The following is a 14,826-nucleotide window of genomic DNA, read 5'->3' as shown; positions in this document are numbered from 1 at the left end:
GCTTACTTTCCTGGCCGTCCCGTCTTCCCCGGCCGCCGCTTATCACGACGCGCATCGCCTGGGTCCTCGTAGGAGCCGATGCCAGCACGCTGGCGAATGATTGGCTTGGGGGAATCGTCGCGATCCTTCGCGCCCCCCTCTGTCCTGCCGGACATCTCCCCCACTTGGGGGGAGATGGGGTTTGGCTTGGCCGGCACTTTTCCTTCGACCGGCTTTTCGGTCCGCCGCACGGTCATCTCGTCCAGCGAGTTTTTCTTGAACAGCGGCTTGGTGGCATCGCCCGGAATGCCGAAGTCGGAGCCGTGCGCCTCTTCGGCCGACTGTTTCTTGAACAGCGAGCGCGATACCGCTCCGGCCGGTGTCGGCATGTCGGTGCCTGGGCCCATGTCGTCGATCGAGGGCTTGGCGAACAGTGGCTTCTTTACCGGCACGGCGCCGTCGGCGCCCATTTCGTCGAGCGCCGGCTTGCGGAAGAGGTTGGACCGGGCAGCCCTGGCCGCCTCTTCAGCCGCGCGTGCGTCGTCGAACTTGCGAAAACGCTCCTGTTCCTCAGCCGTACGGTGCTTGGCCACGCCCTTGTTGTGCTTGCCCTTCTCGCGGCCGGAGACCGGGCTTTCCATGTCGGCGTATTTGGCCAGAGGGTCTTCCGAGATGGACAGTTCCATCTCGCGCAGCCGCTTGATCTCGTCGCGGATGCGGGCGGCCTTCTCGAAGTCGAGATTGGCGGCGGCGTCGCGCATCTGCTTTTCCATGGCGTCGAGATGAGCCTTGAGATTGTTGCCCATCATCGCACCGGCGCCGTCGGTGAACTGCGAGATATCGGCGCGGACATGGTCCTTCTCGTAGACCGAGTCCAGAATGTCGGAGATGCGCGACTTCACCGATTCCGGGGTGATGCCGTTGGCCGCGTTCCATTCCATCTGCTTTTCGCGGCGGCGGTTGGTCTCGGCCATCGCCCGCTCCATCGAGCCGGTGACCTGGTCGGCATAGAGGATGACCTTGCCGTCGACGTTGCGGGCGGCGCGACCGATGGTCTGGATCAGCGACGTCTCGGAGCGCAGGAAGCCCTCCTTGTCGGCGTCGAGGATGGCGACGAAACCGCATTCAGGAATGTCGAGGCCTTCGCGCAGCAGGTTGATGCCGACCAGCACGTCGAAAGCGCCGAGGCGGAGATCGCGCAGAATCTCGATGCGCTCCAGCGTGTCGATGTCGGAGTGCATGTAGCGAACGCGCACGCCTTGCTCATGCAAATATTCGGTCAGGTCTTCGGCCATGCGCTTGGTCAAAACGGTGACCAGCGTGCGGTAGCCGGCGGCCGTGGTGTCGCGGATTTCGCCGACGACATCGTCGACCTGGCTTTTCGCCGGGCGGACTTCGACCGGCGGATCGATCAGGCCGGTCGGGCGGATGACCTGCTCGGCGAACACGCCGCCGGCCTGTTCCATCTCCCAGGCGCCGGGCGTTGCCGAAACGGCGACGGAGAGCGGTCGCATGGCGTCCCATTCCTCGAAGCGCAGCGGCCGGTTGTCCATGCAGGAGGGCAGGCGGAATCCATACTCGGCCAGCGTCGCCTTGCGGCGAAAGTCGCCGCGATACATGCCGCCGATCTGCGGCACGGTGACGTGGCTTTCGTCGATGAAGACTAGCGCGTTGTCGGGGATGTATTCGAACAAAGTCGGCGGCGGATCGCCCGGCTGGCGGCCGGTGAGATAGCGCGAATAGTTCTCGATGCCGGCGCAGGAGCCGGTGGCTTCCAGCATCTCAAGATCGAAGCGGCAGCGCTGTTCGAGCCGCTGTGCCTCCAGCAGGCGGCCGGCGCGCTCGAGCTCGACCAGCCGGTGCTTGAGCTCCTCCTTGATCGACTTGATCGCCTGGTTGAGCGTTGGACGCGGCGTCACGTAGTGCGAGTTGGCGTAGATCTTGACGCTCTTCAGCTCGCCGGTCTTCTGGCCGGTGAGCGGATCGAATTCGGTGATCGCCTCGATCTCGTCGCCGAACATCGAGATGCGCCAGGCGCGGTCTTCAAGGTGAGCCGGGAAGATTTCGATCGTGTCGCCGCGCACGCGGAACGAGCCGCGGACGAAATTGATGTCCTGGCGTTTGTATTGCTGGGCGACGAGATCCGCGAGCAGAGCCCGCTGGTCAAGCCGGTCGCCGATCTGCATCTGGAAGGTCATCGCCGTGTAGGTCTCGACCGAGCCGATACCGTAGATGCAGGACACCGAGGCGACGATGATGACGTCGTCGCGCTCGAGCAGCGAACGCGTGGCCGAATGGCGCATGCGGTCGATCTGCTCGTTGATCGAGGATTCCTTCTCGATGAAGGTGTCGGTACGCGGGACGTAGGCTTCGGGCTGGTAGTAGTCGTAATAGGAGACGAAATACTCGACCGCATTGTCGGGGAAGAATTTCTTGAACTCGGAATAGAGCTGCGCGGCCAGCGTTTTGTTGGGCGCCAGGATCAAGGCAGGGCGCTGCGTCTGCTCGATCACCTTGGCCATGGTGAAGGTTTTGCCGGAGCCGGTGACGCCGAGCAGCACCTGAGTGCGGTCATTGTTGTCGACGCCCTCGACAAGATCCTTGATGGCGGTCGGCTGGTCGCCGGCCGGCTCGAAATCCGACACCATCTTAATGGCGATGCCGCCTTCGGATTTTTCCGGGCGGGCAGGGCGGTGCGGCGTCCACAGCACGCCGTCCTTGTGCAAGGGGTTGCCGGATTCGATCAGCGCCGACAGCGCCGCGACCGTCGCGGTGACGCTGCCCGAGGCCATCGTCTCGGCGTCTTCCAGAGAGATGTCGAGACCGGCGACCGGGTTGAGGCCGGCGGCGGTGCGTTCGCGCGCCGTTGCCGCGCCACCCATCGAGGTCCCGCGCGAACTGCGGCCGGGCGCAGCGGACCGCTCCGGGATCTTCTTCGCGGACTTTGGCGATCTACCATCGCCCTTACCGGTGAGACGGCCTTCCTTCTCGGCCTCCTGCTCGATCTGCTCGGCCCAGTCGGCAATCGAGCCGGTCAGCGGCGTGCCGGTGAAGTCGGCCTGCGGCGCTTCGGCAAAGCCGGCTCTGTGCAGAGGCTCCGAGGCATCGAGGAAATCGGTCAACGGGCTGCGCCGCTTGGGCGGCGAAGCGCTGTTGTCACCCGCCGGAGACGGTGTCTTTTTCTCGGGAAGTTTGGCCATGCCCCAAATATGGGCAGAGTCCGCCAAAATGGAAAGAGTGCAATGGCAACGGACGCTAAGCGGGTCGAAGCTCCTGACACAAGGGTGTCAGGAGCTGTGTCACGCAAAGCCGGGCCACCTGCTCAATTGAACCACAGCGCGAAGGTCAAAAACCCACCGCCACCGAACTGACGCTGGATCTGGTCGAACTCGCCGCTGGTCACGATCTCACCGCTCTCGAGGTAGGGCGCGATGGCCGGGCCGGTAATCGACAGCACCAGGTCGAAAGGCTTCGGTTCTTCGAAGAAACGCTTCATGTTGATGCCCTGGCCGGTGCTGACCGTGATGCGGAAATGCGGCAGCAGCTTGCGGCCTTCCAAAAGGTCTTCGGCCATGGTCAGAGTGGCGAGCCAGGCCTCGACCTGCTCCTCGCCGACTTCGAGCCCGGTGAGCGGGTTCTCGCCCTTCTGCTGCGGTCCCGGCAGCCATTCGCGGTCATTGTCGGTCTCGGCGCGGATCGCCTTCCAGTCCTCGCGCGACAGCCGGATCATTTCGAGCAGATGGCGGCGCGCCGCTTGACGGCGCTCCGGCTCGACCACCGGCCAGTTCACGAGGTGAACCATGGAGATGAAATCCGCGATGCGCCATTCCGATGAGAAGATGCTGCTGCCCATGTCCCCGGCGGGAGGCACCAGAACGTCCTGCAGCGGCAGTTTGGCGCGCGGGAACAGCATGTGGAACGAGCCGTCGAACATGGTCCTGAAATCATGCGCCAGCCAGAAATCGGCCTGCGCCATCAGGAATTCGGCATAGCCCTGCAGCCAGAAACCGTCGGCCCGGTCGAAGCGGAATGTGAGCGAGGGAGCGGCGCCGTCCGACGAGATACCGCCGCGCGACAGCGAGGCCATGATCGCGGCCATGCTTTCATCCGGCGCGATGGCACCGTCTTCGTTGAGATCGATGCCGGCATGGGTGAGGTCGACGACCATGCCGATATCGGCATCGGCGGGTACCGAGCCCAGAGTGGCCGCGGATGTCTCCAGCCGGTCGCGGAAGGCGACCAGAATGGCGCGGAACTGCTCATAGGTCAGCGGTTCGGGATTGGGATTGTCCGGAATCGGCAGCCGCATCAGCGGCAGCATGAATGATTGCGGGCTTTCGAACCCGTGGCGGTGCAGACCGCCGGCGAGGATTTCCAGCGCGGTGAAGAATTCGCCGGCCCCGGCGGCATAGGCTGACGCCGGATCGCCCTGGGCTGCAGCCTCGAGCGTGGTAAGCGCGGCGTTGCGCTCGGTCACCGTTTTGGCCTCGAACAAAGCGGTTGCCGCTTTGGGCGCGGCGGCGCGGGCCGAAGATAAAGGCAGCAACAGGAGGAGGGCGGACGCCAGCAGGCCTGCAAAACGTGTCATCTCATCCCTCCACTATGCGATGCGCAGACATTACACGCATTTGGCGCCGTGTCTGCCGGCGGCAGTGTTTCAAGGACTGACGGTCGACACTTCCCGGGCAGACCGTCTACACAAGCTAACCGATTGGGCAAACGATTGGGCGTCGCGTGTCGAACTATCCGCTTTCCTACAAACTGTCATGGCTGCCGCGCTTCCTGAAACCGTCTCTCGGCGGCGATGTCAGGGATTTTGCACCGAGGGCGGCGACGACGATCATCGATCCGCCGCCGGGGCGGAAGGTGCGGCTGGCCTTTGTCGGCGATATTTCGGCGGTGGCCAACCATAGTGCGCCGGAGTGCGATCCGGAAATCGCAAAGCTCTTGGGCTCAGCCGATCTGGTGATCGGCAATTGCGAAAGTCCGGTCGTCGAGCGGCCGAGCGTGGCGTTTGGCACGCGGCTTGGCACTCACCATGCGATGAGCGAGCGGTTTCTTGCCGCGGCGCTTGCCGCCGTAGGCATCGCGCGTGAAAAGCTCGTGCTGTCGCTGGCCAACAACCATGTGCTCGACCAGGGCGTCGCCGGTTTCGACGAGACCGTTGCGGCGTTGAAGCGGCTTGGAATCCGCACCATCGGCACCGCGAAAAAAGGACCGGTCGAGCAGGTCAAGGCCGGGCCGCTGACGATCGGCTTTGCCGCCTTCACACTGTGGCGCAATGGTGACGCCGGGCCATTCACCGAGCTTGTCTCGATGCAAGGCGATCCGGCGGCATGGCCGAGAGGCGCGGCCGACAAGAATATCGATCTCACCTGTGCGGTGCCGCACTGGGACTGGGAGTTCCGGCATTTTCCGCAGCCGCAAACCCAAATGCTGGCGAGGGTGCTGGCCGGTCACGGCGTCGGGCTGATTGCCGGGCACCACGCCCATGTCGTGCAGCCGGTGCAATGGGTCGGCAAGACGCTCGTGGCTTACGGGCTTGGCGACTTCCTCGGCACGGCGCTGGCGCGGCAGCCCTGGCCCGGCCGCATCGCCGGCATTTTCGTCGTCGATGTCAGCGCCGATCTCGGCATGCGCGGTGCGATCGCCGGGTACCGGATGCATCCCTTCATGCGGCTGCGCTCAGGCGGGCATGAGCGGTTGGTTCCGGTCGAGGCGCTGACTGGCCGGATGAAGGGCAAGGTCGAAGCCAGGCTGAAGGCGATCTTTGGCGACTGACGACTTTCCCGCTATTATAGGCATAAACGGACTTGCGAGGGGGCGATGGAAGCAGCTGAGTTCATGCCTGATGAAGCGGTGGTCGCCGGCATCAGGAAGAATATCGAGATCTATGAGGCTGGACGGGCTTCGGCCTACCGCCAGGTGCGCTGGCGGGTGCCGGTGTTTCTGGGGCTGCTGCTGGTTTTTGTCGTGCTGGTGGCCTGGCTGTTCAACAAGGTCGCTGACTTGAACGAGCAATGGTTCTCGACGCCGCATGTGTTCCTCTATGCCGGCGGTTTCTTCGCGGCGCTGCTGCTGTACTTCCTGGCGATCAGGCCGGCGACGAGGCTGCAGCAATCGTTCCGTGACACGCTGCTGCCGATCATCTTCGGCTTCATCAGGGATGTGCGCTATCAGCACAGCGTGACGCCGAATTCCTTCGACCGGCTGCCGCGCGCCGTGGTCGGCGCCTTCAACCGGCAGAGCTTCGACGACATCGTGTCAGGCCGCTACGAGGATTTTCCGTTCGAGCTCTACGAGGCGGAGTTGCGCCAAGGTTCGGGCAAAGGCTCGTCGACGGTCTTCAAGGGCGTCATCGTTGCGTTCGAGACGATCGCGCCGTTCCCCGGCATATTGGTCGCGACGCGCCGCAGCAACGCGGTGGTCGGTTTCTTCCGCGGCATCTTCGCCGGCAAGATGCAGGAACTGTCCAGCGGCGATCCGCTGCTCGACGGCGACTACGAATTTCGCACCGACAATGTCGCCGCCGCGCAGCCGCTGGTGAGCGGCCGGTTGGCGCAGGCGCTGAAATGGCTGCACGAGACATGGCGCGATGATCCGGCGCGGGTGGCACTTAATGGCAGCGATGGCTTCCTGCTCTTGCCGCAGCCGAAGAATTTCTTCGAACTGCCCGCCATTTCCGTGCCACTCGATTACACCAAGCACATCGCGCCGATGATCGCCGATATGGGCGCGATCTTGGCGACGGCGGCGCTGGTGCGCAAGATCGGCGCGACGGATGGCGAGGCCTAAAGCGCCGCGCGTCGAAACGAATTCATGCGACGCGCTTCAGGTCTTGTTTTCATGCATATCGTTGCCCCAAAACGGCGGTCCTGTTTGGGCGCATGCATTAGCCAGGCTGCCGCGCGTCAGCAGGCGAAGCCGTAGTTCTGGCGATAATATTCGACGTCTTCTTGCGCCATCGTCTTGAACATCACGCAGACGGTGAAGCTGCCGACCTGGCGACCGTTTTTGGTGTAGCCCCAGTCGGAAATATCGTCCCGGTTGAATTCGAGTTCCTGGCCGGCCACGACATTGTGCACCGCTTGCGGCTCATTGGCCAATGTTCCTGCAAAGCCGGTCGCGGTCTTGTGGAAGGGGATGATCCAGAAATGCTCCGAGGCGTCTCCGTCCCTGACCTCGACTTTCAATTTGTAGCTGGTTGTCCCGGCTGGCGGCGCATCCGACAAGGACAGGAATTCATCGAGGCTGGCGCGCGCCTGCGCAATGGCCGCCGCCATGTCCGGATCGTCCCTGGCGACGCCTACAACCTTGTCGCCGCCCTGGCCGGAATCCTGCGCACCGGTCGGAATCGGCGCCAAGGCCGCACCGGGACAGCACGGTTCGAACTGCATGCTTCATGAAATGGCGCTCCTGCGTGTCGATGCCTGACACCATCATGCATCTATCTGGAGTTTTCAACGGCAGTGCGATAGCGTGGTATGGTCCGAACGGCAGGCCGCTCACAACCCGCTCGGCACCAGCCCTGCCAGCCAGTTCGCGGACCGCTTGGCAATGCCGACCGTTGCCGACGCGACGCGGCCGAGATCTGTCTTGACCACGGCGTAGCCGTTCCTGGTGCGGTAGAGCACGCCTGTTCCGCCATCGACCACTTGCTCGTAGGCGACGGGCCGTACCGCTGCTGCCTCCATGGCCGTCGTCGGGGAGCCGACGGGAACGCTCGGCCGATGGCTCAGTTCCGGCGGCAACGGGGTTTGGACATTCCGGCTGGCGGGCTTCAGTTCCGGGCGGGATGCGGCCGCCGCCAGTTGCGAAGAAGACGCCGACCCCTTGCTGCGGCAGATGCCAGAGACCAGCGGATAGTCGAAGTTCTTCTGGTGCAGCATCTGGCTTTTCATCGCCGCTTCGCAGTCGGCGATAGTCGCCCACTTCGCCGGCGTCTCGCCGATATATTCGCAAAGCTTGGCGTCGCAGTCGCAGCCGACAATGGTCATGGCGACAAGGGCGGTCTTGATCACGGTCTTGTCCTTCGGATTGCCCCCCGGCAGCCAGTCCTTCCATCGCGCGCGAACAAGGCGGGATTTTGGCCGCGATCACGCGATGAGCCGGGGGATGCGTTTTTCGGGTACGGCTCACTATAGGTGGATTTCGAGACACCCGGTAGCAGATAGGGCGGGAGCGTGATGCATTTGCAGGAAGAAGCCTGAATAAATCTTGTCGGCTATGGCCGCGACAACTGTTTCTTGGCCCGGTTTTCTACTACGATACTCACGGGGCGATACAACAATATAGGAGGGGTTTGTCATGGGAAGAATTGTTCGGTCCGCTGAGCCTGTGCCGAAAAGGGATTCAACGCTCGAGGGCATTCCAGGCGATGCTCCGCTCGGCGTCGACGATGACAAGCAAGAAGATCAAGGATCGAAAGGCGGCGACGGCTATCTCGACCGGGTGGCGAAGTACGTGCCTGCCGAAGTCGTGGCATTTTTCATCTTCGTCAACTCCATCCTGGTCAATGCCACTGAGCAGCCGGTTGCCAAGGCGTTGACCGATGCGGTGGCGGAAGAGACCAAAGGCAATCCGGGGGACATTCCGGGTAAGGTGCAGGCAGCCATCTATAAGATTGAAATGGCCGGTATCAGCGTCTGGACCATTTCATGGATCATGTTGATCGTCGCGCTGGCGATGACGCCGGTGTATCTGAAATCGGTCAGCGATTCAGCCGACAATGCGGAGGCTCCGGGAGCCAACATCGTCATGTCGATGCTCGCCTTCCCATTCTGGGCCTATGCCGTAAACGCGCTGGCCCTCAGGCCATGGCATGACGGTGCGCTGGCCAGCATCATGCTCGCCACCTTCACGCTCATCAGCGGCGCCATACGGCCGGAATATATAAACGCTGGCCTCAATTTGATCCCGGGCATCGGCCCGAAGAAGTAGCTTGGCCCGCCGGGCAGGCCGCGGTGCAGGGCGCGGCTTCAGTTGTAGACGCGCTCCAGCCTCGCGCCTGCTTCGAACAGCGCCGGCAGCACGATGTGCAGCTTGCGCACGGCGACGATCAGCCCGGTGCGACGGGTGGCCGGATCGATCGGAACGGTTGGCTGAACAGCGCCCGGGCGCCTTCGGGCGGAGCGAAGTCTGCCGCCGAAAGCACGGTGAGCATGATCGCGTCGTTGCCACCGATCTCGACGAAGGACACGCCTCTGTCGATCAGGCGCGGGATCATGTCGGTGAATTGCTGACCGCGCCTGGTGATGAAGATGGTGCCGTCAGCGCCGAAATCGCGTTCCAGCAAAGTATCGGCTTCTTACGCGTCGCTTCGCCGACCGGACCCTTGGCCCAAAAGACAGTCGGCGCCGGGATTTCTCCCAGCGCCTCCCTGTCAGATCAGGACACGGTCGCGGCAGCAACTTCCGTGAAGTCGTCGCGCCATGCCGGCCTTGATTTTGACGGTCCTGCCAGTCACCGCCCGAGGGCAGTGCCCGTTCCAGACCACGCCGTTCTCCACCCTTGCGAGCTTCGTTCGGCGCGCCATCGAAGGTTTTCGCCGTCCTTCATGGCAGCATCGGTCCGCCGTTGGCGTTCGCACGCTTTCCGCGGCCCCGTAGGTCTCGGCATCCGTCCCTCGAACAGGCAAGCCTGCTCTCGCTTCGGGCCGTACGGGCCTCAGGAAATCCGCCTTTTCGCTTTGCCTTTCGGCGTGGCGATCGGTAGCCGCCTGAGATGGTTAAACTTACGCCGGGTAAGGGTTTTGGGGAATGGGCGTGAGCCTGTGGATAACGGGATTATCGGGGATCGTTTGCCACAAAGCTCGGAATTTCGACTCCAGCTGCATTAGACAGCCCGCCCGCTTTTTGGCGCCTGATCGGCTGTGCCCCTTGCTCCGCCGGCTGGCGCGGGCTTCAATGCCGGCAAAGCATCGAGCCTATCGGCTCGGTGCGGGGAGGGTGCGCATTGAAAGTCGGGGTGGTGCTCAATCCGATTGCCGGCGGCGGCCGGCTGAAACGGCATTGGCCGGAGGTCGCCGCATCGCTGAAAAAGCATTTCGGCGAATTCGAGCTGCGCGAGACGCAGGCCGAGGGCGACGCCGAAAGGCTGGCGCTCGACCTCGCGGCAAGCGGCTTCGAGCTGGTGATCGCGGCCGGCGGCGACGGCACCGCCAGCGAGGTGGCCGACGGATTGCTGCAGGCTTTCGATGAGAGCGGCCGGACAACCGAACTTGGCTTGCTGCCTTGCGGCACCGGCATCGATTTCGCGCGCGGACTTGGCCTGCCGAAAGAGGTGGATGCGGCGTTGAAGCGGATCGCCGAAGCCAAGGCGCGCAAGGTCGATGCCGGGCGCATCTGCTACATCGACGACCATGGCGCGCTGGCCAGCCGGCACTTCATCAATATCGCCAGCCTCGGCCTGTCCGGCGCCACGGACCGTGCGGTCAATGCCGACAAGCGCAAGGGCAGGATGTCGGCCAAGGCGCTGTTTTTCTGGCGCACCGTGGTCGAGTTCATCCGCTACCGCTTCCAGGACGTCAGGATCACCGTCGACGATGGCACCCCGGTCGAGGCGCGCATGGCGCTGGTGGCGGTCGCCAACGGAAAGTTCTTCGGCGGCGGCATGATGATCGCCCCGGACGCCGAACTCGCCGACGGCCAGTTCGACATCGTCATCCTGCGCGCGGCCGGCAAGCTGAAGCTGATCTGGGATATTCGGCTGCTCTATGGCGGCCGGCACCGCAACCATCCCGCCATCACCATATTGCGTGGCCGGAAAGTGGTGGTCGAACCTATCGGCGATGTCGAGAAGAACGGCGCGCTGGTCGACATAGATGGCGAGTCGCCGGGGCGTATACCCGCGACGTTTGAGATCCTGCCCGGAGCGCTGACGCTGAGATATTGAATCAAGGCGTTGAGGGATTGATTCAGGTGGTTTGAGCGGCGATTCCGGCGAACCGGCCAAGGGCCTGAAATCGCAGGACATATTTACCCGGCTTAGCTTTCCAGCTTGGCTGGGAAACCGGGCGCGCGCAGATCCATGTCGACGGCATCCTCGAGCAGTTTGACGATCTGGGTCGACCAGGCGCCGCCGCCATATTCCTGTTTGCCCATCAGGAAAATCTCACTCACAAGCGGCGCCAATTGGAGTGGCAGTCTGAACTCCCTGCCCATCGCAAGCGCAAAGCCGAGGTCCTTCAGTGCCAGGTCCATGGTGAAGCCAATGTCGTAGGAGCCGTTGAGGATGAGCTGGCTTTCGGTCTCATGGACGAAGCTGTTGCCGGAGGAGGCGACGATGGCGTGGTAGGATTGCGCGAGGTCGAGGCCGCCTTGCTTGGCCAACATCAGCGCCTCGCCGGCGGCGACGAGATGGATGAAGGCCAGCATGTTGGTGATCACCTTGATCACCGCCGCCGAGCCGACCGGACCCATCAGGAACGACTTTGCGCACATTGCTTCGATGGCCGGACGATGGCGCTCGTAAAGCGCAGCATCGCCGCCGACAAGCGCGGTGGTCTTTCCGACCGCGGCCAGATGCACGCCGCCGGTGACCGGGCACTCCAGCGTCTCGATGCCTTTGGCCGCGGCGAGGGCGGCGAGGCGCAGGATCTCGTCGCGGCCGTTGGTCGACATCTCGATCCAGGAGCCGCCCCTGGGCAGACCCTCGAGCAGGCCGCCGGCATTCGCCAGCACCGCTTCGCTGACCTTGGGCGAGGGCAGGCAAGTAATGGCATTGCCGGCCTGTGCCGCCGCTTCGGCCGGGCTGGTCGCGGCCGTGGCGCCGAGCGCCACGAGGCGCTCGACGGCGGCGGGGTCGCGGTCGAAGACGATGACGACAAAACCGTTGCGCAACAGGCTGGCGGCAAGGTTGCCGCCGAGATGGCCAAGGCCGATGAAGGCGTAGCGTTCGCTCACGGCATCAGCGGCGTTTGCATCATCTGCAAATGCAGGTCCTTGCCGGTGTAGGGATGCGCGTCGCAGACCGCTTCGTTGAGCTCGACGCCGAGGCCCGGCCCCTTCGATGGAATGACATTGCCGTCCTGCCACTCGATCTTCTTCTTCAAGAGCGTCGCGTGGAAGCCGTCCCACTGCTTCAGCGATTCCAGGATGAGGAAATTGGGCAGCGTCACCGCCAGCTGGATGTTGGCGGCGCCAACGATCGGCCCACAATAGCAGTGCGGCGCGATCTGGATGTGGTATGCCTCGGCCATGGCGGCGATCTTCTTGGTTTCGAGAATGCCGCCTGAGCGGCCAAGGTCCGGTTGCAGGATGGTGGCGGCGCGGTTCTCGATCACGCGAGCGAATTCGAACTTCGTGGTCAACCGCTCGCCGGTGGCGATCGGGATCGAGGTGCCGCGGGCGACCTGCGCCATCACTTCGGGCATGTCCGGCGGGACCGGCTCTTCGAACCACAAGGGATCGTAGGGCTCGATGGCGCGCGCCATGCGCAGCGCACCCGACGCGGTGAATTGGCCATGCGTGCCGAACAGAATATCGGCGCGGGTGCCGACCGCTTCGCGGATCGCCTTGACCATGCGGGTGGAGACATCGATGTCGATCAGGCGCGGCTGGTGGCCGTCGAAGGCGGTATAAGGTCCGGCCGGGTCGAGCTTGACGGCGTTGAACCCCTGCTCGACATATTCGAGCGCGCAGGCGGCCGCCAATTCGGGGTCATTGTAGACGTTCCTGCCGTCCGGCGCGTCTTCCGAATGGACGCTGCCGGTGTGCGGATAGAGATAGGTGTAGGAGCGCAGCGTCTCATGCACCTGGCCGCCGAGCAATTTGTAGACCGGCTTGTTGGCTTCCTTGCCGACAATGTCCCAGCAGGCCATTTCCAGGGCCGAGAAACAGCCCATGCCGGTAACGTCGGGGCGCTGGGTAAATCCTGAGGAATAAGCGCGGCGGAAGAAGGTCTCGATGTCATGCGGATCGTGGCCGATCAGGTAACGCTCGGCCATGTCCTCGACCAGCTTCGCTGTTATGTGAGCCGAGAAGGTGGCGTTGTAGGCCTCGCCGTAACCGACGACGCCGCCATCGGTGGTCAGCTTGACGAAGATGAAATACTTGCCGCCGATGCCGGGCGGCGGGTTGCCGACTACCCAGGTCTTGACGTCGGTGATCTTCATTTTTGGTCCTCCAGAACCAGTTCGGCGCCCTTCCATCCGGTCATGACCGAGGCGGCGTTGGTGTTGCCGGTGATGTTGGCGGGAAAGATCGAGGCGTCGATGACACGCAGACCTTCGAGCCCGTGCACTTTCAGGCGCGGGTCGACGACGGCGGCCCCGGCGTCCGGCCCCATGCGGCAGGTCGAGACCGGGTGATAGACGGTGCCTGAGCGCTTCCTGAAATCCTGGATCAGGTCGGCATCCGATTGGATCGATGGGCCCGGCAAAACCTCCTCAGTGATGATCTCGGCCATGGCGGGCATCGAGGCTATCTTGCGCACGAATTTCACCGCCGCCAGCATCTCGTCGACATCGGCGTTGGTGGAATAGGCGTTGGCGACGATCCTGGGATAGTCCAGCGGATTGCTGGAGCGGATCATGATCTCGCCGCGGCTGGACGGGCGGCAGTTGGAGAGGCCGATGGAAAAGCCCGGCCACGGATCCGGCGTCAGGATCGGCCGCTCGCCGCTCTTCGGAATGACGGTCGAGAAAGCCTGGAAATAAAGCTGCATGTTGGGGCGCGAAAACGCCGGGTCGGTTCGGAAGAAGCCGCCGCCATGGTTCATCGACAGCGACAGCGGGCCGGAGCGGGTGAGGATGTACTGCATGCCGACCAGCAGCTTGCCCCACCAGGGCCGCAGGATTTGGTTGAGCGTCGGCACGTTTCCCTTGAAGGTATAGTTGATGCCGACATGGTCCTGCAGATGCGCGCCGACATTTTCGTTGGCGTGGACGACCGGGATGCCAAGCCCCTTGAGCAGTGACGAGGGGCCGACGCCGGACAGTTGCAAGAGCTGCGGCGAGTTGATCGAGCCGGCGGACAGGATGACTTCGCGGCCGGCCCGCGCCGTCTTGGTCTCGCCGTTCTGCAGATATTCGATGCCGACGGCTCGCTTGCCCTCGAACAGGATCCTGCTCGCCAGCGCATTCGTCTCGACGCGGACGTTTTTGCGCTTCATCGCGGGGCGCAGGAAGGCGCGCACGGCCGACATGCGGCGGCCGTTTTTGGTGGAGATCTGGTAGGTGCCGACGCCTTCCTGGGCGGCACCGTTGAAGTCGGGGTTGAGCGGCAGCCCGGCTTGCTGGCCGGCGGCGAGGTAGCGCCTGGTCAGCGGATGGACGGCGTTCGTCGTGTCGGTGATATGCAGCGGCCCGCCGGTGCCGCGCCATCTATCGGCGCCGGCCTCATTGTCCTCAAGCGCCTTGAAGCCCGGCAACAGATCGTCATAACCCCAACCGGGATTGCCGGCATCGCGCCAGTCATCAAAATCCTCGCGCGCGCCTCGGATCCAGACCATGGCGTTGATCGAGCTTGAGCCGCCAAGCAGCTTGCCGCGCGGCCAATGGTCGACATTGCCGGCAAGGCCGGGGTCCGGCTCGGGCTTGTAGTTCCAGTTGACCGCGGGGTCGAAGAAAGTCTTGCCGTAGCCAAGCGGCATCTGGACATAGAAGCGGCGGTCGCTGCCGCCGGCTTCCAGCACCAGCACGGAGTAACGGCCGGAAGCCGACAGCCTGTCGGCGAGAACCGAGCCGGCTGAGCCGGAGCCGACGATGATGAAGTCATAGGTCTGCATGATTGGTGTTGGCGGCTCCGCAAAACTGGCTGCAGCCTATCCGCGGCAGGCTTCCGAAGTCGCGGTGCCTTCCGGCATGCGTTGTGAAAAATGCGACCGTGAGACGCCTGGCCGGAAAAG

12 protein-coding genes are annotated in these 14,826 nt (G+C 63.6%); 4 read left to right on the top strand and 8 right to left on the bottom strand.

Annotated elements, in window-relative coordinates; genetic code table 11:
* Positions 1-2: 2 nt before the first annotated feature.
* Together uvrB and X728_RS154650 are read right to left on the bottom strand one after the other, a co-directional pair.
* Positions 3-3,179, bottom strand: a complete 3,177-nt coding sequence (gene uvrB / locus X728_RS154645) for an excinuclease ABC subunit UvrB (RefSeq protein ID WP_023831414.1) — start codon at positions 3,177-3,179, stop codon at positions 3-5.
* 122 nt (positions 3,180-3,301) lie between these two features.
* The gene (locus X728_RS154650) at positions 3,302-4,567 is read right to left on the bottom strand and encodes a hypothetical protein (RefSeq protein ID WP_023711161.1); all 1,266 of its coding nucleotides are present in this window, start codon (positions 4,565-4,567) and stop codon (positions 3,302-3,304) included.
* 146 nt (positions 4,568-4,713) lie between these two features.
* On the opposite strand from X728_RS154650, the gene X728_RS154655 reads away from it, so the two are divergent.
* Both X728_RS154655 and X728_RS154660 read left to right on the top strand, forming a co-directional pair.
* Complete coding sequence (locus X728_RS154655) at positions 4,714-5,760, top strand: CapA family protein (RefSeq protein WP_031195364.1); 1,047 nt, start codon at positions 4,714-4,716, stop codon at positions 5,758-5,760.
* 45 nt (positions 5,761-5,805) lie between these two features.
* Entirely contained in the window at positions 5,806-6,774 is a 969-nt protein-coding gene (locus X728_RS154660; RefSeq protein ID WP_023749774.1) for a DUF3137 domain-containing protein, read from the top strand.
* Positions 6,775-6,890: 116 nt separating this feature from the next.
* Here X728_RS154660 and X728_RS01000000166655 read toward each other — a convergent pair whose 3' ends face one another.
* Positions 6,891-7,343, bottom strand: coding sequence for a DUF2314 domain-containing protein (locus X728_RS01000000166655; RefSeq protein ID WP_245266129.1), 453 nt, complete (start codon positions 7,341-7,343; stop codon positions 6,891-6,893).
* Between the two features lie 141 nt (positions 7,344-7,484).
* Positions 7,485-8,000, bottom strand: coding sequence for a hypothetical protein (locus tag X728_RS154665; protein ID WP_023672002.1), 516 nt, complete (start codon positions 7,998-8,000; stop codon positions 7,485-7,487).
* 286 nt (positions 8,001-8,286) lie between these two features.
* Here X728_RS154665 and X728_RS154670 point away from each other — a divergent pair, with 286 nt between their 5' ends.
* Positions 8,287-8,919, top strand: a complete 633-nt coding sequence (locus tag X728_RS154670; RefSeq protein ID WP_155923215.1) for a hypothetical protein — start codon at positions 8,287-8,289, stop codon at positions 8,917-8,919.
* A gap of 118 nt (positions 8,920-9,037) precedes the next feature.
* On the opposite strand, the gene X728_RS154675 is transcribed toward X728_RS154670, so the two are convergent.
* Positions 9,038-9,274, bottom strand: coding sequence for a hypothetical protein (locus tag X728_RS154675; RefSeq protein ID WP_023683739.1), 237 nt, complete (start codon positions 9,272-9,274; stop codon positions 9,038-9,040).
* Between the two features lie 659 nt (positions 9,275-9,933).
* On the opposite strand from X728_RS154675, the gene X728_RS154680 reads away from it, so the two are divergent.
* On the top strand, positions 9,934-10,872 hold the full coding sequence (locus tag X728_RS154680) for a diacylglycerol kinase family protein (protein WP_023728217.1): 939 nt from the start codon (positions 9,934-9,936) through the stop codon (positions 10,870-10,872).
* A gap of 92 nt (positions 10,873-10,964) precedes the next feature.
* Here the strand turns inward: X728_RS154680 and X728_RS154685 are convergent, their stop codons facing one another.
* The 3 genes from X728_RS154685 to X728_RS154695 are packed head-to-tail and all read right to left on the bottom strand — an operon-like array spanning position 10,965 to position 14,706.
* On the bottom strand, positions 10,965-11,882 hold the full coding sequence (locus X728_RS154685) for an NAD(P)-dependent oxidoreductase (protein WP_023805985.1): 918 nt from the start codon (positions 11,880-11,882) through the stop codon (positions 10,965-10,967).
* Complete coding sequence (locus X728_RS154690) at positions 11,879-13,093, bottom strand: mandelate racemase/muconate lactonizing enzyme family protein (protein WP_023831412.1); 1,215 nt, start codon at positions 13,091-13,093, stop codon at positions 11,879-11,881. Before X728_RS154690 ends, X728_RS154685 begins: the two co-directional genes overlap by 4 nt.
* Complete coding sequence (locus X728_RS154695; protein WP_023724935.1) at positions 13,090-14,706, bottom strand: GMC family oxidoreductase N-terminal domain-containing protein; 1,617 nt, start codon at positions 14,704-14,706, stop codon at positions 13,090-13,092. The genes X728_RS154690 and X728_RS154695 overlap by 4 nt, the downstream gene beginning before the upstream one ends.
* Positions 14,707-14,826: the final 120 nt, after the last annotated feature.

Source organism: Mesorhizobium sp. L103C119B0 (assembly GCF_000502235.1).
In the GTDB taxonomy this organism is placed as follows: Bacteria; Pseudomonadota; Alphaproteobacteria; order Rhizobiales; family Rhizobiaceae; genus Mesorhizobium.
The sequence above is the reverse complement of the archived record's forward strand: the minus strand, read 5'-3'. Positions and strand labels throughout refer to the sequence as shown.

Excerpts from the sequence above, each read along its gene's own strand:
- X728_RS154650 (WP_023711161.1), bottom strand. The coding sequence starts at position 4,567 with ATGACACGTTTTGCAGGCCTGCTGGCGTCCGCCCTCCTCCTGTTGCTG.
- X728_RS154690 (WP_023831412.1), bottom strand. The coding sequence starts at position 13,093 with ATGAAGATCACCGACGTCAAGACCTGGGTAGTCGGCAACCCGCCGCCC.
- X728_RS154670 (WP_155923215.1), top strand. The coding sequence starts at position 8,287 with ATGGGAAGAATTGTTCGGTCCGCTGAGCCTGTGCCGAAAAGGGATTCA.
- X728_RS154695 (WP_023724935.1), bottom strand. The coding sequence starts at position 14,706 with ATGCAGACCTATGACTTCATCATCGTCGGCTCCGGCTCAGCCGGCTCG.
- uvrB (WP_023831414.1), bottom strand. The coding sequence starts at position 3,179 with ATGGCCAAACTTCCCGAGAAAAAGACACCGTCTCCGGCGGGTGACAAC.
- X728_RS154660 (WP_023749774.1), top strand. The coding sequence starts at position 5,806 with ATGGAAGCAGCTGAGTTCATGCCTGATGAAGCGGTGGTCGCCGGCATC.